We start from the raw sequence: 20011 nt of genomic DNA, 5'->3' as shown, positions 1-20011 counted from the left end.
GCCGCCGGGAGGCTCCGGCGGCCGGCTGCGCCGTCGGCCGAACCGGTCAGAAGGCGATCGGCGGGACGGCCGCCGTGCCTGCTCCGGGGACCGCCCCGGCGGATCGCCCGGGCACGCCCGCGAGGTGTCGTCGCCGTGGTGGCGGGTAGCCGACGAACATGTCACCGCGCAGCAGGATTCCCGTCGCCGGCGCGACCGGCGCACGCGCCGCCGACCGGATCGCCGATCTCGTACCGCGCCCGGCCCGGGGCACGGTCGTGGCCGCCGCTCGCAGGGCGCTGCGATGACCTCCCCGGCCAGCGACGAGCCCGTCGGTGAGTTGGCGGTCGTGCACACCTTCACCGGGCCGATGCCGACCGGCGTGAGCGTGTCGCACACGGGGCGGGTCTTCGTCAACTTCCCGAAGTGGGGCGACGAGGTGCCCGCCACGGTGGTCGAGCTGCGCGACGGCGCGGAGGTGCCGTTTCCCGACCAGCGGTGGAACAGCCCGTCGGCCGACGACGACGCCCGGGCGTTCGTCTCCGTGCAGAGCGTCGTCGTCGACCCGGCCGACCGGCTCTGGGTGCTCGACACCGGCAGCCCGATGTTCCAACCCACCCGGCCCGGTGGGCCGAAACTCGTCCGGGTCGACCTGGACACCGACACCGTCGCCCAGGTGATCACCTTCCCGGCCGACGTGGCGCTGCCCAGCACGTACCTCAACGACGTGCGCTTCGACCTGCGCCGCGGCGGGGCCGGCGTCGCCTACGTCACCGACTCCTCCGACTCCGGCCCGAACGGCCTGATCGTGGTCGACCTGGCCACCGGCGAGTCCTGGCGGCGACTGCACGAGCATCCGTCGACGAAGGCGGAGCCGGTCGAGACGTTCCGCCCGGTGGTCGAGGGACGACCGTTCCTCGAGCGTCCCGCCGACAGCGCCCCGAAGCCGGTGAGCATGGGCTGCGACGGCATCGCCATCGCCGCCGACGGCTCCCGCCTCTACTACTGCCCGCTGGCGTCGCGGCGGTGGTACAGCGTCGCCACCGACGCGCTGGCCGACCGCACGGTCGGCGACGACGAGGTGGCCGCGACGGTGCGCGACGAGGGCGACAAGGGCGGCGGCGCGGACGGTCTGGAGACCGACGACGCCGGTCGGATCTACCTGACCTCCTACGAGCACGACGCGGTGCTGCGCCGCCGCCCCGACGGCGGGTACGAGACGGTGCTCCACGATCCGCGGCTGTTGTGGCCGGACACCATGTCCGTGGCCGTCGACGGGCACCTGTACGTGACCGCCAACCAACTGCACCGCCAGGCGAAGTACCAGCGCGGGCAGGACCTGCGGCGCAGGCCGTACGTCCTGTTCCGGACCCGCATCGACGCGGGCCCGGTCCTGCTGCGCTGACCCCGCTGGCGGCCTGTGTCGCCGGCGCACCGCCGGTCGACGGCGCCCGCGCCGCGGCGGACTTCGCCACCGCGACGCCTCCCGGGAGAGTTGACGGCACGCCGGTTCCATGGAAACACTGTTGCTTCCATGGAAACGCGACCGAGGTGCCGGAGGTGGGCGTGCCGACCACGATCGTTGTGGGCGCCGGGCCGGGTGGCCTGGCCTGTGCCATCGCCGCCGCCGACGCGGGCGGCACCGTGCTGCTGCTGGAGAAGGCGCCGGACGTCGGGGGAGCCCTGCCCTACTCGGGCGGGCACCTCTCCGCCGGCGGCTTCTCGCTGCAACGGGCGCGGGGCATCGACGACGACCCCGAGCGGCACTTCGACGACGTCTGGCGGATCAGCCGGGGCACCGCGCGGGCGGACCTGACCCGGCTGACGCTGCGCGAACAGCCGGCGGTGCTGGAGTGGCTGCTCGCCGCCGGGCTCAGCGTCGATCCGGAGACCCCCCGCATCGTGTACGGGCACGAGCCGTACCGGACGGCGCGGACCGTGCACGCCAGCACCGTCCCCGGCGGCTCGGCGATCCTGGCCGCGCTGCGTCCGATGCTCGACGCGCACCGGGCCGCCGGCCGCATCGACCTGCGGTGCGGGGTGCGCGTCACCGAACTGCTGACCGAGGGCGGGGCGGTGTGCGGGGTGGCCACGGCCGGCGGCGCGCGGTGGCGGGCGCCCACCGTGGTGCTCGCCACGGGCGGCTTCGGCTACGCGCCGGAGCTGTTCGCCGAGCTGGAGGGCGCCCCGCTGACCACCTCCGCGGCGCCCACCTCGACCGGCGACGGCCTGCTCATGGGCCGGTCGGTCGGCGCCGGCCTGCAGGGCACGGGCCGCTACATCCCCACCTTCGGCGGCCTGCCCCCGGTCGGCGGCGACCTCCGGGTCGACTGGGTGCACCGGCCGCACCTGGTCGCGCCGGAGCGGCCACCCTGGGAGATCTACGTCGACGGGGCCGGGCGGCGCTGGATCGCCGAGGACGAGCCCAGCATCGACCGCAAGGAGCGGGTGCTGACCACTGTCGACCGGATGACCTTCTGGACGGTCTTCGACGCCCGCGCCCTGCGCGAGTCGCACCCGATGGTGCACGGCTGGAGCGCGGCCGAGCTGGACGCCCGCTGCGGACGACGCCGGGGCGTGCACCGGGCGGCCGGGCTGGCGCAGCTCGCCGGGCTGGCCGGCATCGACCCGGCGGGGCTTTCGGCCACGGTGGCCCGCTACAACGGTTTCGTCGCGGCCGGGCGGGACGCCGACTTCGGCCGGGCGCACCTGCCGGCGCCGATCGTCGAGCCGCCGTTCTACGCGCTGGAGAACCATCCGGTCACCCTGATCACGTTCGCCGGCCTGGACGTGGACGAGACGCTGCGGGTCCGCCGCGCGGACGGCACGACGATCCCCGGCCTGTACGCCGTCGGCGAGGTGATCGGCTCCGCCGCCGTCAACGGCAACGCGTTCTGCTCCGGCATGTGCCTGACGCCGGCCATGGCGTTCGGCCGGCTGGTCGGGCGTCACCTGGCGCGATCCGCGAGCTGAGCCGGTCCCGGCCGGCCGGGTGCGCCGGGGGCCGGTTTCAGTGCGCGAAGGCGAAGCCCTCCGCGCGCAGCTTGCCGGAGCTGATCGGCACGAACGGGGTCCTGATCTCGCCCCGGTAGGTCAGCGCGGGCCAGCCCCCGGCGGCGCAGAGCCCGTCGAGGACGGTCTGGTTGGTCTGCGGCACGACCGCGTCGGGCACCACGTTGAACACGCCGGTGAGGTCGCGGCCGACCACGAAGTCGAGTGCGGCGGCGGCGTCGCGGTAGTCGATGCGGTAGTGCAGGGCCTCGGCCGAGAACGGCACGCTGCCGCCGAGAATCTCGTGGGCCAGCTTCACCCGGGTCGGATAGTCGAGGTCGCGCGGATGCCCGTACACGTCGGGGATCCGCAGCGCGGCGCCGCGTGCGGTGGCCAGCACGGCGGCCTCGGCGGCGATGAAGTTGCGCGGTGAGGCGTCCGGGTCGTCGGTGACGGGACTGGACTCGTCGACCAGTTGGCCGTGGCCGGCGCCGTAGACCGACACCGAACTGGTGAAGACCACCCGGGGGTGCACGGCGGCGGCGGTACGCGCGGACGCGGTGAGCGTGTCGGCGTACTCGGCGACGCGCTGGTCGGCGTCGAACGCCCGGGCGATGCGCGGGCTCACGGTGAGCACGACCGCGTCGGCGTCCCGGGTGGCCCGCTCGACGGCCGCGCGGTCGCTGCCCCGCAGGACCGCCACCTCGGTGCAGACCGGCGTCAGCTCGGGCACCCGCTCGGGGGAGGTGGTGGTGCCGACCACGTGGTGGCCGGCCGAGACCCAGTGACGGGCCAGCTCCATGCCGACGTTGCCGCAACCGATGATCACATAACGCACCTGGACCTCCTCAGGGAAACGCTGTTTCCCACTCTGCCCCATCGCCCGCCCCCTGCCAAGGCCGGAGCCCGCCGGCGACGCCCCGCCGTCGGCGAAGTCGATCGCATCGCCCGACGTCAAATCGCCTGTCGGGCTATTGACAGGAGGGCGTGCCGGCTGCGTTTATGAAACCTATCCAATTTTGGAAACCGCTGTTTCCATCAGCGAAACAGCGGCCAGGGGTGCACCGTTCCCCACAGGAAGGAGAGCGGGACCGCAATGGGATTGCTCAGAACAACGGCAACAGCGGTGGGTGTGGCGGCCTTGGCCGTCGCCGCGACCGCGGTCTGCGTGTCCCCCGCGCAGGCGTACGGCCCCACCCCAGGCAACCTGGGCTGTCGGCTGTACTTCAACGACGCCGGTACCGGCAGCTCACCGACCAACTGGGCCGACACGTTCGGGCTCACCCAGACGCCGGCGACGCCGAGCCCCGGACAGACCGTGACGGTGACCTTCACCGCGGCGACCGGCCCGAACAACGGCCCGGTCGCGATCAACCCGGGTGACGTGCCGATCGTGGTGGAGGCGGCACTGGGTGGCTCGCAGAGTGGCCCGGTCACTCTCACCCAGACCAACTACCCGGCCGCCCCGATCCCCGGCAACGCCCCCACCGGCCCGATCACCGCCACCGGCACCTACGTGGCGGGAACGACGACGGGAGCCGCGACGCTGACCGTCAACCGGGTGATCCTCAACAACCCGATCGCCAAGACGTACTGCTCCGCGGCGGGCGACCGGGACCACAAGGCGGCACCGGTCCCGACCTCCATCGTGGAGAGCTTCACCGTCTTCGGTGGCACGGTCTCGGTCACCTCGGTGACCGGCCAGACCGTGACCGGGCACGCCCGGGCCGGCAACGTCGTCAACTACGCGGTGACCGGCCTCGCGCCGTCCACCGCCCTGACCGCGACACTGCGCGCACCCGACGGCACCGGAACGCCCGACGGCTCCGGCACGGGCACCACGGACGCCGCCGGCGCCGGCACCGGCACCCTCACGGTGCCCAGCGGCGCCACCACGGGAGCACGTACCCTGGCGGTCTCGGACGGGACCAACACGGTCTCCGTCCCGATCACGATCCTCGGCTCGCCGAGCATCGCGATCACCCCCGGCGGTGGCGGCTCCGGCACCGTGGTGACGGTCACCGGCACCAACTGGAACCCGGGCAGCACGGTCACGATCCGCGGCTTCCAGGCGCTCACCGGCGCCCCGCCGCCGCCCGCGACGAGCGACCCGGCGACGACGGCCACGGCCGGCGCCACCGGTGGGATCAACGCCACCTACACCGTCAGCGACAGCACCACCGCGTACGTCGGCGCGCTCTCCGGCGCCCTGTTCGCGATCTCGGCGTGGACGGGGTCGGCTGACTCGTGCACCGCCAAGACCGGCTCGGCCACGACCGGCAACTGCACCCTGTCGTACAACCTGTCGGAGACCGTGACCGCCGGAAACCTGTCGATGGCTCGCGCCGCCGGCACCGGCAACATCGCGTTCTCCGGCGTCACCGTCGGCGGCACCGTGCAGACGGCGACCGGCGACCTGCCGGCCGTCACGGTGACCGACCACCGGGGCAGCACCTTCGGGTGGAGCCTCGTCGGCACGGTCACCGACTTCACCGGCACCCCGGGCGGCACCATCGCCAAGAGCAACCTGTCCTGGACGCCGGCCTGCGTCGACACGGCGGGCGCGACCAACGCGGTCACCGCGGTGGCCGGTACCCCGGGCACGGTCGACACGGCGACGCTCTGCTCCGCACCGACCAGCGCCACCGGCACGGGCGGCAGCTTCGACGCCTCGGCCGGACTGACCCTCTCCGTACCGGCGAACCAGCTCGCCGGTACCTACGCCGCGACCCTCACGCTCACCCTGAGCTGAGGACCGCCTCGAGGTGGGGGCGGCCGGTGCGAGCCGACCGCCCCCGCACCGACCAGTCGAAGGGTGCAACCGCGTGCGTCACCCACTCTGGCCACGTCGCCTGCGCACCGGTGCGGCGGCCCTCGCCGCCGCTGTCGCCACCGCCGCGCTGACCGTCGTCCCGGTCGGGCCGGCCGCCGCAGCGGACAACGGCGAGTGGGCCGTCGTACCCACTCCACCGACCAACGCCGGGCCCACCCCCCGGCTCTACTTCTTCCTCGAGTCACCCGCCGGGCGGACCCTCGCCGACTCGGTGCGGGTGATCAACCGCACCGACACCGAGCGCACCTTCACCGTGTACGGCGCGGACGCCTACAACACCGCGCGCGACGGCGGGTTCGCGCTGCGCCGGTCGGACGAGAAGCAGTCGGACATCGGGGTGTGGACGGCGGTCGGCGCCGGCACCGTGGTGATCCCGCCCAAGGCGCAGGCCGACATCCCGTTCGTCATCACCGTCCCGACGAACGCCAGCCCCGGCGACCACGTCGGCGGCATCGTCGCGATGGAATCCGTCCCGGGCGGCCGGAGCGAGAGCAACGGCGTCGCCATCGCGGTGCAGCGGGCCGTCGGGGCCCGCATCTACCTGCGGGTCGCCGGGCCGGAGGTGCCCGGCCTCAACCTCGCCGACCCGGACCTGACGCACCCGACGCCGTGGCTGCCCACGCCGGTCGACGGCGCCCTGGAATACACCCTGGCCAACACCGGCAACCTGCGCCTCGCCCCCGCCGTCACGGTCACCGCGTCCGGCCTGTTCGGACACCGGATCCGGCAACGGGGCGCCACGCCACAGCTCGACCTGGTGCCGGGCGCCGAGGCGCGGATGCGTGCCCCGCTCACCGGGCTGTGGCCGGTCGACGTCGTCACCGCCACCGTGACGGCGAAGGCCGACGGCGGCGTGCTGGCGGTGCGCACCACCCGTACCGTGGTGGTCTCCTGGACCGGCCTCGCCGTGCTCGCCGCGCTGATCGCCGCCGGGGTCGTGGCCTGGCGCAGACGCCGCCGCGCCCTGGTGGCCCGCCCCCGGGGCGTCCGGCACGACCGCGCGCACGCGGAGGTCGGATGACCAGGATCGCGCGCGCCCTGACCGCCGCCGTGTGCGGGCTGGCCTGCGGGCTGGCCCTGCCCGCCGCACCGGCCCGGGCGGCCGAGCAGCTCATCCTCGCCGCCGCCGCGGCGGCACCCGGCGACCGGCTGGGGGTGACCGGCGCCGGCTGGCCCGCCGGCGCGCTGGTCCAGCTCGTCACCTGCGGGCAGCTCGCCATCGGCGGATCGGCCTCCTGCGACACGCGGGCCGCCCTGGCCGTCCCGGTGCGCCCGGACGGCACCTTCGCGGTGCAACTCGTGCTCGGCACCCCGCCGGTGCCCTGCCCGTGCGTCGTGCACGCCACGCTGGTCGGCGGCGCCGCGCGCGGCCAGGCCGACGCGCCGCTGGAACTCACCGGGCACGCCACGGGGGAGACCCCCACGGTCTCGGCCGCCCCCGTCCGCCTCGACCTGGTCGAGGCGAGGATCGCCGGCCGGCAGGGCTGGCGGAGCCTGTTCGGCGCGGCGGCGACCCGGACCCTCGTCTACACCGTGCACAACCCCGGGCCGCAGCCGCTGCCCGACCCGCCCCTCAGCGTCCGGGTCGGCCGCGACGGCGGCGGCGACCGGGTGAGCACGCCCGGCACCGGCATCCGGCCGGGCGAGACGCGCACCTACCGGGTGCCCGTCACCACCCCGTTCGCCGCGTTCGGCCGGTACACCGTGCAGGCCGACCTGGGCGGGTTCGCACCGGCCGAGGCGACGCTCCGGACATACCCGTGGGGCCTGTTCGTGGTGCACCTGCTCGGCGGGGCGCTGATCGTCGTGGGCCTCGCCCGCCGCCTCGCCGAACGCCGCGACCGCCCGCCGACGCCCGCGACGGCCGCCGCCCCGGCCGGCACGATGCTGCCGTCCGTCGTGCGGGTCGGCTCCCTCGGGGCGTACCTCGTCTTCGACGACGCCCCCGGCGCCGGTCAGCTACGTCGGCGGGCCGGCGCCCACCTGAGCGTGGCCGCGCTGCGCGACCTGCTCGGCGACGCCGGAGCGCCGAACGGCTCCGGCACCGGGCCGGCCGCCGGGGCCGCGGTCGTCGACCTCGCCGCCCTCGACGCGGTGCTCGCCGCCCGGCCTGGCCCGCCCACGCCGGCCGGAGCCCACGGCGGCAACCAGTCCGCCGCCGCCGTGATCGACCTGGCCGCGCTCGACACCCACCTCGGGAGCCCTCGATGAGCCGTGATCCCGGCATCCCCGCCACCGGTCCGGACCGGAGCCTGACGATCCGGGCGGCCGTCGCCGCCGTCGCCGCGCTCCTCGCCTTCGTCAGCTGCGGCGCGGTGCTGCCCGGCGTGGGCAGCGCCGACGGCACCGGCGTCGGGCCCGGCGTCACCGCCGACACGGTCACCGTCGTCTTCGTCGGCACCGACCTGACCAAGACGGCGAACCTGACCGGGTTCAACACCGCCTCGGCCGGCGACCCGGTGCGCCAGATGCGGGCGCTGGAGAACCACGTCAACGCCAACGGCGGCATCGCCGGCCGGCGGCTACGGGCGGTGTTCCGCAACTTCGAGGCGAGCGACGACTCACCCGCCGCCGAGGAGAAGCTCTGCAACCAGATCACCCAGGACGACCGGGCGTTCGCGGTCGTGCTCACCGGCCAGTTGCAGGCCAACGCCCGCCCCTGCTACGCGCAGCGGCACACCCTGGTGCTGGACGCCACCCTGATCACCATCGACCAGGCGACGAACGAGCGGCTCGCGCCGTACCTGTTCGCCCCGGCCTACCCCGCGTACGACGACTTCGTGCGCGCGTACCTGCCGGCGCTGGCCGCGCAGGGCTTCTTCGACGGGGCCCGGCAGGCGGGCATCGTCGCGGTGGACGCGCCGGCCAACCGGTCGATGTACGCGCAGCACGTGGTGCCGTACCTGAGGCAGCGGGGCGTCACCCCGACCGTGGCCTGGATCGACTCCACCGACCTGGGCACCCTCAACACGGGGCTCAACCAGGCCGCCGTCGACCTGCGGGCCAAGCGCGTCGAGCGGGTCTTCTTCCTCGGCGGGACCCGGCTGGCGTCCTTCTTCCTGACCTCGGCCACCGCGCAGGGCTTCACGGCCCGCTACGGCATCTCCAGCTACGACAATCCGAGCTTCCTGATCGGCAACCCGGACATCATCCCGCGCGAGGCGCTGACCGGGGCGGTGGGCATCGGCTTCAACCCCAGCCAGGACGTCGCCGACCGGGAGTACGCCTTCCCCGCCACCGACGCCGAGCGCACCTGCCTGGGCATCTTCGCCGCGGGGGGCGAGTCGTTCGGCACCCGCGAGAACGCGCGGGTGGCCTTCCCGTACTGCGACGCGATCCTGCTGCTGCAGGCCGGCGCGAAGGACCTCGGCGCGGACCTCAACGCGCACCGGTGGCTGGCGGCGGTGGGCGGGCTCGACACGACGTTCCAGCCGGCGACGGGCTTCTCGGGGCGGCTCGCGGCGGGCCGGTTCGCCGCCTCGAACGGCTACCGGGCGTTCGGCTACGACAGCGGCTGCGCCTGTTTCACCTACCGCGGGGAGGACGTGTCCTTTGCGACCCGATGACAACACCCGCCTCAACGCCCGGCCGGGCGTCGCGCCCGACGACGCGGCGACATGGCGTTCCCGCGGCGCGGGCTGGGGCGCGGGCACCGCCGGCGGCCTCCTGACCGGGGTGCCGCTGCTCGGCGCGGCGGGACTCGCCCGGGGTCTCGGTGTCGACCTGACCAGCGTCCTGGCCGCGGTGATCGCCGCCGCGGTGGTCGGCGCGGCCGCGACCGTCGCGGTCGTGCAGCGGGTACCGCACCGTCATCCGGTACGGGTCGCGCTGCCCGCCGGTGCCGGGCTGGGTGCCGGGCTGCTGCTGGTGGTCGACGTCGTCGCCCCGGTGCCGGGGCTGTTCGCCCTCACCGCGTTCGGGTTGCCCTGGGCGGTCCTGGTGGTGGCCGGCCGCGCGGTCGCCGCCGCGACGAGCACCCTGCGGTACTGGCACGTGGGGCTGCTCACCGGGCTCGGCCTGGCCGCGCTGCTCGCCGCCGGCACCGGCGGTGGGTCCGGGTACCACCGGGCGGCGGCGGGCGTCCTCGTGGCGCTCGGCGTGCTGGCCGGGATGACCGCCGGGGAACTGCCGGGCGACGCCGAGTGGCCACCGGCGCTGCGTACCCTGTTCGACAACGCCACCCGCCCACCGACCGCGCGTACCGTCGTGCTGGCCCAGGCCGGCCTCGGCATGGTCGTGCCCGGCGCGTTGGTCTTCGCCGCCGACGTGCTGCGCACCCGCTTCGGCCTCGGTCCGCGCGGCGCCGTCGGTGTGGTCGGTGACGCCCTGCTCGCCGGGGCCGCGCTCGCGGTGCTGCTGCGCGGCGAACGGGCACTGCGCCTGGCCGTCTTCGCGGCGCCGGCCGGGTTGCTCGTCTGCGCCGGCGCGCTGCGCGTCGGGGCCGCCCCGGCGGCCGGCGTCGTGCTGTTCGCCTCGGGCCTGGCCGTCGCCGTCGGCGCGCTGGTCGCGCTCGCCGTCGCGGGGGAGCGCGTCGCCGCCGAGGTGCTCCACCCGGACGCCCGCCCCGCGTTCGTGGCGGCGACGTCGGTGCTGTTACTGGCCGGTGGCCTGGGCGGCGCCGGCCTGCTCACCCTGATCGACGCCCGCTACGGTGCCGGTCCGGCGCTGGCGGTGGCCGCGGCGGCGGTGCTGGCCGGTGCCGGCTACGCCCGTCGGCTGCGGCGCACCGCCCCGGCCGACGCCGAGCGGTTGGCCCGGGTGCTCGCCGACGAGGCGGAGGTCGCCCGGCTACGGCACGGCGGCGCGCGTCCGGCCGCCCTCTCCTGCTCCGGCGTCGACGCCGCGTACGGTCCGGTCCAGGTGCTCTACGACGCCGCCGTACGCGTCGACGACGGCGAGATCGTGGCGCTCTGCGGCCCGAACGGGGTCGGCAAGACCACGCTGCTGCGGGTGCTCTCCGGGCTGCACCGCCCCGCCGCCGGGGTGGTCCGGCTCGGCGGGGTCGACGTGACCGCGCTGACCGCGCCCCGCCGGATCGAACTGGGCATGTCCACGGTGGTCGGGCAGGCCGTGTTCGGCTCGCTCACCGTCACCGAGAACCTGCGCATGCACGGCTACGCGTTGGGTCGGCGCAGCGACGCGGTGCACCGGGGGGTCGACGCGGCGTTCGCCGTCTTCCCCCGCCTCTACGAGCGGCGCGACCAGGTCGCCGCCACCCTGTCGGGCGGGGAGCGGCAGTTGCTCGTGCTCGCCAAGACGCTGATCCAGCGCCCCCGGATGCTGCTGGTCGACGAGCTGTCGCTCGGCCTGGCCCCGGTCGTCGTCGGCGGCCTGCTGGAGATGCTGCGCCGGCTCAACGCGCGGGGCACCTCGCTGCTGGTGGTGGAGCAGTCGGTCAACGTGGCGCTGTCGCTGGCCGACCGGATCTATTTCATGGAGAAGGGTGCGATGGTCGCCGAGCACACCGCGGGCGAGCTGGCCGGCCGGCCGGACCTGGTCCGGGCCCTGATGCTCGGCGGCCACGCGGCCGCCGGGCCCGCGCCCCGGGCACCGGACGCCGAGACCGCGTCCCGGGCTCCCGAGGCCGGGCCCGCGCCCCGGGCTCCCGAGGCCGGGCCCGCGTCCCGGGCACCCGACGCCGAGGTCGCGCCGCGGGCCGCCCCGACGGACGGGGCGGTGCTGCGGTGATCGCCGGTTTCGACTTCGGCCCGGACCGCATCGTGCTGGGCCTGTTCACCGGCCTCACCTACGGGCTGCTGGCCGTCGGGCTGGTGCTGGTCTACCGCTCCAGCCGGTTCGTCAACTTCGCCCACGGCGCGGTCGGGGTGTTCGGCGCCGCCGTGCTCGGCCGGCTGGTCGGTGACGGCGTGCTGCCGTACTGGCTCGCCCTGCCGGCCGGGATGCTCACCGCCGCCGCGGTATCCGCCGCGATCGAGCTGAGCGTGGTGCGCCGGTTGCGGCACCGGCCACGGGTGATCGGCATGATCGCCACCCTCGGGCTGTCCCAGTTCGTGCTCGTGCTCGCCCTGCTGGTCAACAGCTCCGGGGCCAGCGGCCCGGCGTTCCCGGTGCCGCCCGGCATGCCGTCGTTCACCGTCGGCAACACCCCGGTCGGCCCGGCGTTCACCGCGATGCTGCTGCTCACCCCGGTGCTGCTGGTCGGGCTCGCCATGTTCCTCAAGCGCAGCCGGTTCGGGCTGGCGATCCGGGCCGCCGCCGACGCCCCCGACACGGCCACCCTCAACGGCGTCACGGCGGCCCGGATGGCGACCCTGGCCTGGTCGATCGCGGGCGCCGTGGCCGCCTTCTCGGCGATCCTCGTGGCGCCGACCCAGGGCACCCAGTCGATCGAGTCGCTCGGCCCGGCCCTGCTGGTACGGGGGCTCGCCGGCGCGGTGATCGCTCGGTTCTCCTCCGTGCCGATCGCGTTCGGCGCCTCGCTGGGCATTGGGGTGGGGGAGCAGATCCTGCTGTCGGGGCAGTCCAGCGGCGGCCTCGTGGAGCTGGCACTGGTCGGGGTCATCCTGGTCGCGCTGCTCGCCCAGCCGGTCCGCGCGCGCCGCGACGGCGAGGACGGCGGCTGGGGCCGGATCGGCGCACCGCCGCTGCCCGCCGCGTACCAGCGGATCTGGCTGCTGCGCAACCTTGGCCGGGTCGTCGCCGGGGTGGGCTTCGCCGTCGCCGCCGCGCTGGCCTTCGTGATCAGCAACGAGAGCGCCTCGGTGCTCATCGCGATCATCGGCTTCACCCTGGTCGGCCTGTCGATCGGGCTGGTCACCGGCGTGGCCGGCGAGCTGTCCCTGGGCCAGTTCGCGTTCGCCGGCATCGGCGCCGCGGTGTCGGTGCAGGTCTCCGTGCGCACCGGCAACCTGTTCCTGGGGATCGTCGCCGGCTGCGTGGCGGCGGCGCTGGCCGCGGTCGCGGTCGGGGTGCCGGCGCTGCGCCTGCGCGGGCTCGCCCTCGCCGTCACCACGCTCGCCTTCGCGCTCGCCACCAGCGCGTTCCTGCTGCGGCAGGGGTGGCTGCTCGGCGACGGCGCGCAGGTGCCCAAGCCGCGGATCTTCGGCCACACCTTCGAGCTGGCCACCGACTACTACCTGCTCGCGCTGGTGGCGCTGCTGCTCGGCCTGTGGGTCACCGCGAACCTGCGTACCGGTGCCTTCGGGCGGATCCTGGTGGCGCTGCGCGACAACGCCGACGCCGCCCGGGCGTTCACCGTCGCGGTGCCGGTGCGGGTCCTGCAGGCGTACGCGGTCGCGGGTGCGCTGGCCGGTCTCGGCGGGGCGGTGATCGGCCACGGGCAGACCCAGCTCACGGTGAACACGTTCCCGGCCTCGGCCAGCATCGACGTCGTCGCCACCGTGGTGGTCGGCGGGATCACGCTGCTGGCCGGCCCGCTGCTCGGGGCGTTCCTGATCATCGGTGTGCCCGGGTTCGTCGAGTTGGACATCATCGGCCAGGCCGCGCTGACCCTGGTCTGGCTGGTCGTGGTGATCGCGCTACCGGCCGGGCTCGGCGGGCCGGTGCTGTGGCTGCGTGACCGCATCGCCGCGCTGGTCGCCCGCGGCCGCGGCGCAGCGGTGCCGTCCGCCGCCGATCCTGCGGACGGGCAGGACGCCGGGCCCGCGTCGGTCACCGCCGGGCAGGACGCCGGGCCCGCGTCGGTCACCGCCGGGCAGGACGCCGCGCCCGCGTCGGCCACCGCCGGGCAGGACGCCGGGCCCGCGTCGGCCACCGCCGGGTCCGGTGGCGCGATCACGCTGCCGCCGCGCACCGTCGGGCTGCGGCCGGCGGTTGCCGGCGAGCCGCTGCTCTCGGTACGCGGGGTGGCCCGCTCCTACGGGGGCGTGCGGGCCGTGGCCGGTGCCAGTCTCGACGTCGCCGCTGGCGAGGTGGTCGGCATCATCGGCCCGAACGGGGCCGGCAAGACCACGCTGTTCGAGATCGTCGCCGGCTTCACCCGCCCGGACCGGGGCGCGGTCCTGTTCACCGGCCGTCCGGTCACCGGGCTGTCGCCGCAACGGCGGGCCGGTCTCGGGCTGGTGCGCTCGTTCCAGGACGCCCGGCTCTTCGCCACCCTGACGGTGCTGGAGACCGTCATGGTGGCCGGCGAACGCACCGCGCCGACCAGCCTCGTCGCCGCCGCGCTAGGCGCAGGTGGCCCGGACCGGGCCAACCGCCGGCGGGCCGGGGAACTCGTCACGCTGATGGGTCTGGCCCCGCTCGCCGACCGGCTGGTCGGGGAGCTGTCCACCGGTACCCGCCGGATCGTCGAGATCACCTGTCTGCTGGCGCTGGAACCGTCGCTGCTGCTGCTCGACGAGCCGTCGTCGGGGGTGTCGCAGGCCGACGGCGTCGCGCTGGGCGAGGTGCTGCGCCGGGTCCACGACGAGCTCGGGGTCACCATGGTCATCATCGAGCACGACCTGCCGCTGCTCGCCCGGCTCGCCGACCGGCTGGTCGCGATGGACGGCGGTCGGATCATCGCCGACGGCACCCCGCAGGAGGTCCGCTCCCACCCCGACGTGGTCCGCTCCTACCTCGGCACCGACCACGCCGCCGTCAACCGCTCCGGCGTGCCCGTCCAGAGTGCGGCGGTGCCGTCGTGAGCCCCGTCGCCCCGCCCCTTGCCCGCGCCGGCCTGCGCCGAACCTGTCAGGAGATCGCCGTGCGAACCATCCGCCGACGGGCGCTTGCGCTCGCCGTCCTGCTCGCCACCAGCGGCGGCCTCGCCGTCGTGGCGGCGCCACCGGCCGCGTTCGCCGCGCCGGCCCTCACCGTCAGCGTGACCACCGGGCTGACGGACAAGCAGCAGGTCGTCGTCAACGGTTCGGGATTCACCCCGAACCTGAAGCAGATCGCCGTCGGCCAGTGCGTCGCCGGCTTCAAGGGCCCGACCGACTGCAACCTCGCCGGCGGCGCCGCGTTCGTCAACGCCGACGGCAGCGGGAAGCTGCCCACGGTCACCCTGAAGCTGTCCCAGAAGTTCGGCGCGTTCGACTGCACCGCGCGCGAGTGCGTGGTCGCGGCGCAGATCCTGCCCACGAGCGGCAACGCCGACCAGGTGGAGGCCAACAAGGTCTCGGTGGCGTTGACGTTCGGCAAGAAGCCGGCGCAGAAGCCCGCACCGGCAGCCCCGTCCGCCACCCCGGCCGCGCCGGCGGCACCCTCGGCTCCGCCGGCGGCCACCGCGTCCCCCTCGGCCACGCCGGCGGGCGCCGCCGGCACGTCCGCTCCGACGTTGGTCAACGCCAACCCGGTGAACGCCGGCCCGGACCGGTACGCGGTCACCGTGCTGGTCGGCTCCGGCCTGCTGTTGCTCTGCATCGGCCTGCTCGTGCTGATGCCCTACCGGAACCGGAGGTCCACATGACCCGACGTCGTCTTCCCGCCCGGGTAGCAGCGTCCGCGCTCGTCGCGGCGCCGCTGCTGCTGCTACCCGCGCTACCGGCGGCGGCTCCCGCCCGGGCGGCGCCGCCGGCCGCGGCGGTCGGCCCGACGGCCGCCACCCTCGGCTGCCGGCTCTACTTCAACGACGCCGGCACCGGCAGCTCGCCGACCGTCTGGCAGGACACCTTCACCCTGACCCAGTCGCCGGCCGAGCCGAAGGTCGGCGACACGGTGACCGTCACGCTGAAGGCGCAGGCCGGGCCCGACAACGGGCCGGTGGGGCTGAACGCCGGGGACGTTCCGGTGGATCTGACGCTGGCTCTGGGCGGCGTACTCTCCGGCAGCGCGACGCTGCGGATGTCGTCGTACCCGGCGAAGGCGGTCGCCCCGGCGGCGCCGCTCGGCCCGATCACCGCGACCGGCACCTACTTCGCCGCCGCCGCCGGAGCGGCGACGCTCACCGTGCAGCGGATCAGGTTCGCCAACGCCTCGGCGACGACGTACTGCGCGGGGGCCGGTGACCGCGACCACAAGGCCGCGCCGACGCCGACCTCCGTCGTGGAGCGTCTCACCGTCGGCGGCACCGGCACCGCGAGCCCACCGCCGGGCCCGTCCGCCTCCGCGACGCCGTCGCCGTCCGCGTCGCCGTCCGCGTCGCGGTCTCAGCCGCCGTCGCTCTTGCCGTCCGCGACGGACGACCCACCGCCCACGACCAGCGATGAGGTCGACACGCCGGCCGAGCCGTTCGGCCCGAAGAGCGTGAAGCTGAACTGCAAGACGCTGAGCAGCCTCTCGGCGTGGACCGCGACGCACACGTTGAGCATGTCGCCCACCAACCCCGGGCGGGGCGCCAGGGTGACGGTGAGCCTGAAGTTCTCGGCCGGCCCGAAGAGCGGACCGGTGCCGGTCGGCGCCGGTGACCTGGTGCCCAAGGCGACCGTCAAGGTCGGCGGCGTGGGCAGCGGCACGGTCAACCTCCAGGGCCCGGCGTACGGCGCGATCGACGCCAACGCCGTCCTGCCCGGCGCGACGCTGACCGGGACCTACACCACCTCGCAGCCGGGGCTGGTCTCGCTGACCGTCACCAACGTCGTCTTCGACCACCCACAGGTCGACACCGAGTGCAACGCCGGCACCGACCCGGTGACCGGCCCGAAGGCGACGTCGATCGTCGCCAAGTTCACTGTGAAGTCGCGGGCCGCGACCGACGACGAGGGCAAGGGCGACGGCGGTGGCAGCGGCGACGGCGGCGGGTCGCTGCCGACCACGGGCGAGGGGGGCGTGACGGCGCTGCTGCTGCTCTGGTCGAGCGCGGCGCTCCTGCTCGGCGTCGGCCTGGTCGTGGTGCTGCCGAGGCGCCGCCGCCTGCTGCGCGGCTGAAGCCAGCAGACGGTGCGGGGACGGGGACGCGTCCCCGTCCCCGCACCGGGTGCCTTCCGCCCGTCTGATTGGCGACTTCCCGCTGACGCACGCCGACAGCGACGCATAGCGTTACGGAGTGCAGCCGAACGAGCCGTTCCCCCCGCAGGCCTCGAGACCCCCACCGGCATCCGTCCGACCCGCTTCCCTCAGGCCGGTGCCGGTCCACCGCGACGAGCCGAACCGCCCGCCGTCGGAAACCGTCGGCCCCGCACCGGCCCAGGCACCAGCCCCGCGTCCGGATCAGGCACTGACGGCACGCCTGGCGCACTGGTCCGCAGCCGCGCAGGTGGTCACCGATGTGGTGCACGCGCTCAACACCACGCACGGCACGCGGCTGAGCGTGGCCATTCTCGACAGTCCCGTCGGCAGTGACTACCTGCCGGCCACCAACACCATCGTCCTGTCCACGAAGTACACCACGTCGGCGCTCGCCAGCATCGCCGACAAGCTGATCCTCTACCGGTTGGCCACAGCATTCGAACAACTCGGCGTGGACACGCGCGATGCGGAGGCACTCGAGGCATACAGAGGGCGGCAGCTGCGGCTGTGGCAGTTGGCGAACCCGCCCCAGGACCCGCCGCCCGAGGACGTGTACCGGTTCTACCACGGCACCAACCGATGCAACTACTACGGCGATGGCATCCAGGTCACGGGTCTGACGCCGGGTAAGGCCGGCAGCGACATCGGCTGCAAGCGTTGGGAGAAACACGACCTCGCCAGGGAGAGCAAGGACCAGGGCTGGAACACGGTCACCCGCGACTTCGGCACGGCGCTGTCCTACGCCCGGCAGCACACCGAATGGGCCATGGGGAGGAAACGCAACGAACCGACCCTGCGCGACGTCGCCGACCAGGGCGGGCTCGTCCTCGCCTTCGACCTGCCGAAGTCCGCCGTCGACGGCAACGACCGGTGGCGCCGGGACCGCAGCGGCGACCCGAACAACTTCCAGACCGTGGAGGCGATACCGGCGGCCGGAATGTGGGTGGTGGAGGAACTGGGCATCCCCGGGCCCGTCACGGCCATCGTGCCACCCGCCATGGGGGCGGGAATCATGGTGGGCCCGACGCCGGGCGCCAAGCGACGCCACTACCCGAACTCGACATCTTAAGGGCCATGACCACATGCTCCAGGAGACGAACCACCGTTTCGCCACCACGTCGTGGATGTGGCTGACCGACCCGGACGAGATTGAGAACGACGAACTCATCCAGCCGTTCGACTGCGAGATCTTCCGGATGGTCCCGGCCCGGACCGCACAGGCCAACCCGACCGCCGTACCCACCGGCGACGAATACCAGTTGGACGACGACGACCAGGCCAGGTTCGACGCGATCCACCGGCCGGCGCTCGCGCGCGCCGTAGCCACGCTGCCGCACGACGGTCGGATCGCCGCCGGAAACACCGCCCTGCTGCACCCGGATGCCGAGGCAGGCATGGAGACCGGGCCGACCGCCGCTGTCGGGGCGACTGCTCTCGTCGGCACCAGCGGGGTCAGCACATGCGTCGCCGTGCTGGCGCGCGCGCCCGTCGGCGGCGGTCGGTGGCGGGTCGCCTGCAGCCACCTGAGCGCCAATCAGATGAGCAGCCTCCAGGGGGCCAGAGACGCCGTCGACCAGCTACTGACGAGCCTGGCCGCGGTCAGCCGCGACCCGTGGAACGCGCCAGCCGAGCTCTACGTGGTCGGGGGCTGCGAGGACGAGGATGTCGCGTACGAGGAGTTCGGGCGGGTCGTCGCCGCCGCCCAGTTGCGGGCGGCCGGCCCCGGCCCCGACCAGGCGCTGCTCGCGGGTGCCCGGGTGCCGGCCTGTGCCGGCGAGCAGTACGTCGACGTGTACATCGGTACGGACGGTGTGACGTACTCGGTCCATCGGGGCAACTGACCCGCCAACCCGCAGCACTGAAACCGCCTGGCGCCGGCCCACCCCGCGGCGGACGGTCAGCCCCGAACCACTCCTCAGTGCTCGCGCAGCAGGGAACCGGCGCCGTACACCTTGTCGTCGATCCCGTTCTCCCGCAGCGCCATCCACCAGGTGGCGGCGTTGATGGCGATCACCGGCTTGCCGAGCCAGCGTTCGGCCTCGTCGGCCAGCCCGACCATCGACAGGTTGGTGCCGCACTGGACCAGGGCGTCGACGTCCGGGCCGTCGACCGCCAGCAGCGCCCGGCGCAGCTCGTCCTCGGTAACGTGGGCGATGGAGACCGCGGTCGGGCACTTCAGCCCCTCGATCGCGGCCACCTCGAACCCGATCTCGGAGAAGAACTGCACGACGTTCGTGTCGCCGATCGGCTGGTACGGCGTCACCACGCCGATGCGGCGCGCGCCGTAGAGGCGCAGTGCCCGCTCGCACGCCTCCGCCCCGGTCGCCACCTCCAGCCCGGTGGCCGCCTTGATCTGGGCGACGAACTGCCGGTTGCCCTCGACACCGCCCCAGAACGTCTCCGCTGACATGCCCATCACCATGTAGTCGGGCTCGCAGGTCAGGACCCGCTCGCAGGCCGCGCCGATCTCGCCGCGGATCTGCGTCAGGAGGTTCTCGAAGTTGCTGTCGCTCGAGAGGTCCTGGTCGCGGATGTGGATCCGGGAGAAGTGCGCGGTCACCCCGGGCACCGTCATCCGGTAGAAGTCCGGCTCGACGATGGTGTTGGTGGACGGGGCGATGACGCCGAATTTGCGGCGCCAGCCGAGCGCGTCGGTCATGACCTCACGGCTCCTTCCTGGGCGGGGGTCGGGTGGGCACTGGCCGAGGCCAGGGTGTGGGCGCGTACGGTCAGCCACGCCGCGAGCAGCAGCGCCGCCTGGCCGAGGGTGTTGGTCCCCTGCTCCGCCCACTGGATGGCAAGGGTCTCGTGATCGGGGTGGTTGCGCAGCGGCACCAGCAGCAGCACGCAGGTCAGCCCGGCGACGTAGAGCGCCACCGCCCCCCAGGCGCGCAGCCGGCCGGCGATGATCGCGGCCAGGACGCTGATGGCGGTCACGCTCGTGGTGGCGAGGGCGAAGACCGGCTCGATGAGGGCGTACGCGATCGCCACGCCGGCGGTGACGACCAGCACGGCGGCGAACGGCCACCACCGCACGGCGCGCCCGGCCAGCGCGCTGGACAGGCCCCAGAGCAGCCCGGCCGCGCCGAGCGCCATCAGCGGGAACAGCGCCGCCTCCAGCCAGGGCAGGTCGATCGAGAACCCGGCGAGCAGCAGCTTCCAGGTCGACTTGGCCAGGCCGCCGAGGCCGATCAGGACGGCGCCGACGCGGGCGACCGTGCCCACCCGGGGCACGACCCGACCGGACAGGTCGGCCAGGAGCCAGTACCCGGCCAGCGCCAGACCGACCGGCACGAAGTCCTCCAGCGCGAGGACGATCGTGTAGTCGTTGTCGTTCACGACGCACGCTCGCGCCGG

Annotated in this window: 15 protein-coding genes; 12 read left to right on the top strand and 3 right to left on the bottom strand. The window is 74.5% G+C overall.

What is annotated here, in order from left to right; all coding sequences use genetic code 11:
• The first annotated feature begins 283 nt into the window (after positions 1-283).
• Complete coding sequence (locus ACQ452_RS17630; protein ID WP_433385921.1) at positions 284-1384, top strand: L-dopachrome tautomerase-related protein; 1101 nt, start codon at positions 284-286, stop codon at positions 1382-1384.
• Between the two features lie 155 nt (positions 1385-1539).
• Positions 1540-2952, top strand: a complete 1413-nt coding sequence (locus ACQ452_RS17625; RefSeq protein WP_433385919.1) for an FAD-dependent oxidoreductase — start codon at positions 1540-1542, stop codon at positions 2950-2952.
• A gap of 37 nt (positions 2953-2989) precedes the next feature.
• Here ACQ452_RS17625 and ACQ452_RS17620 read toward each other — a convergent pair whose 3' ends face one another.
• Positions 2990-3808, bottom strand: a complete 819-nt coding sequence (locus ACQ452_RS17620; RefSeq protein ID WP_433385916.1) for an NAD(P)-binding domain-containing protein — start codon at positions 3806-3808, stop codon at positions 2990-2992.
• Positions 3809-4096: 288 nt separating this feature from the next.
• Here ACQ452_RS17620 and ACQ452_RS17615 point away from each other — a divergent pair, with 288 nt between their 5' ends.
• From ACQ452_RS17615 to ACQ452_RS17570, 10 genes are all read left to right on the top strand, one after another.
• On the top strand, positions 4097-5722 hold the full coding sequence (locus ACQ452_RS17615; protein WP_433385913.1) for a hypothetical protein: 1626 nt from the start codon (positions 4097-4099) through the stop codon (positions 5720-5722).
• A 73-nt stretch (positions 5723-5795) separates the two neighbouring features.
• Complete coding sequence (locus tag ACQ452_RS17610; RefSeq protein ID WP_433385910.1) at positions 5796-6824, top strand: WxL protein peptidoglycan domain-containing protein; 1029 nt, start codon at positions 5796-5798, stop codon at positions 6822-6824.
• Positions 6821-8014, top strand: a complete 1194-nt coding sequence (locus ACQ452_RS17605; RefSeq protein WP_433385907.1) for a hypothetical protein — start codon at positions 6821-6823, stop codon at positions 8012-8014. The genes ACQ452_RS17610 and ACQ452_RS17605 overlap by 4 nt, the downstream gene beginning before the upstream one ends.
• Entirely contained in the window at positions 8011-9369 is a 1359-nt protein-coding gene (locus tag ACQ452_RS17600; protein ID WP_433385904.1) for a hypothetical protein, read from the top strand. The genes ACQ452_RS17605 and ACQ452_RS17600 overlap by 4 nt, the downstream gene beginning before the upstream one ends.
• Complete coding sequence (locus ACQ452_RS17595; protein WP_433385901.1) at positions 9356-11491, top strand: ABC transporter ATP-binding protein; 2136 nt, start codon at positions 9356-9358, stop codon at positions 11489-11491. Before ACQ452_RS17600 ends, ACQ452_RS17595 begins: the two co-directional genes overlap by 14 nt.
• Positions 11488-14412, top strand: coding sequence for an ABC transporter permease subunit (locus ACQ452_RS17590; protein WP_433385898.1), 2925 nt, complete (start codon positions 11488-11490; stop codon positions 14410-14412). The genes ACQ452_RS17595 and ACQ452_RS17590 overlap by 4 nt, the downstream gene beginning before the upstream one ends.
• A 59-nt stretch (positions 14413-14471) precedes the next feature.
• Positions 14472-15176, top strand: a complete 705-nt coding sequence (locus tag ACQ452_RS17585) for a neocarzinostatin apoprotein domain-containing protein (protein ID WP_433385896.1) — start codon at positions 14472-14474, stop codon at positions 15174-15176.
• A complete protein-coding gene (locus ACQ452_RS17580; RefSeq protein ID WP_433385893.1) occupies positions 15173-16573 on the top strand; it encodes a hypothetical protein in 1401 nt (466 codons plus the stop codon). Before ACQ452_RS17585 ends, ACQ452_RS17580 begins: the two co-directional genes overlap by 4 nt.
• A gap of 328 nt (positions 16574-16901) precedes the next feature.
• A complete protein-coding gene (locus ACQ452_RS17575; RefSeq protein ID WP_433385891.1) occupies positions 16902-17723 on the top strand; it encodes a hypothetical protein in 822 nt (273 codons plus the stop codon).
• Positions 17724-17736: 13 nt separating this feature from the next.
• Positions 17737-18495, top strand: coding sequence for a hypothetical protein (locus ACQ452_RS17570; protein WP_433385888.1), 759 nt, complete (start codon positions 17737-17739; stop codon positions 18493-18495).
• Positions 18496-18569: 74 nt separating this feature from the next.
• On the opposite strand, the gene ACQ452_RS17565 is transcribed toward ACQ452_RS17570, so the two are convergent.
• Both ACQ452_RS17565 and ACQ452_RS17560 read right to left on the bottom strand, forming a co-directional pair.
• Positions 18570-19313, bottom strand: coding sequence for a maleate cis-trans isomerase family protein (locus tag ACQ452_RS17565; protein WP_433385885.1), 744 nt, complete (start codon positions 19311-19313; stop codon positions 18570-18572).
• The gene (locus ACQ452_RS17560; RefSeq protein ID WP_433385882.1) at positions 19310-19993 is read right to left on the bottom strand and encodes a hypothetical protein; all 684 of its coding nucleotides are present in this window, start codon (positions 19991-19993) and stop codon (positions 19310-19312) included. Before ACQ452_RS17560 ends, ACQ452_RS17565 begins: the two co-directional genes overlap by 4 nt.
• Positions 19994-20011: the final 18 nt, after the last annotated feature.

It is taken from the genome of Micromonospora sp. KLBMP9576, assembly GCF_050941805.1.
GTDB lineage: Bacteria > Actinomycetota > Actinomycetes > Mycobacteriales > Micromonosporaceae > Micromonospora.
This window is presented reverse-complemented; position numbering and strand designations above follow the sequence as displayed.

Bases quoted from the DNA above. Each gene is read 5' to 3' on its own strand.
- ACQ452_RS17630 (WP_433385921.1), top strand. From the start codon at position 284: ATGACCTCCCCGGCCAGCGACGAGCCCGTCGGTGAGTTGGCGGTCGTG.
- ACQ452_RS17605 (WP_433385907.1), top strand. From the start codon at position 6,821: ATGACCAGGATCGCGCGCGCCCTGACCGCCGCCGTGTGCGGGCTGGCC.
- ACQ452_RS17600 (WP_433385904.1), top strand. From the start codon at position 8,011: ATGAGCCGTGATCCCGGCATCCCCGCCACCGGTCCGGACCGGAGCCTG.
- ACQ452_RS17580 (WP_433385893.1), top strand. From the start codon at position 15,173: ATGACCCGACGTCGTCTTCCCGCCCGGGTAGCAGCGTCCGCGCTCGTC.
- ACQ452_RS17570 (WP_433385888.1), top strand. From the start codon at position 17,737: ATGCTCCAGGAGACGAACCACCGTTTCGCCACCACGTCGTGGATGTGG.
- ACQ452_RS17565 (WP_433385885.1), bottom strand. From the start codon at position 19,313: ATGACCGACGCGCTCGGCTGGCGCCGCAAATTCGGCGTCATCGCCCCG.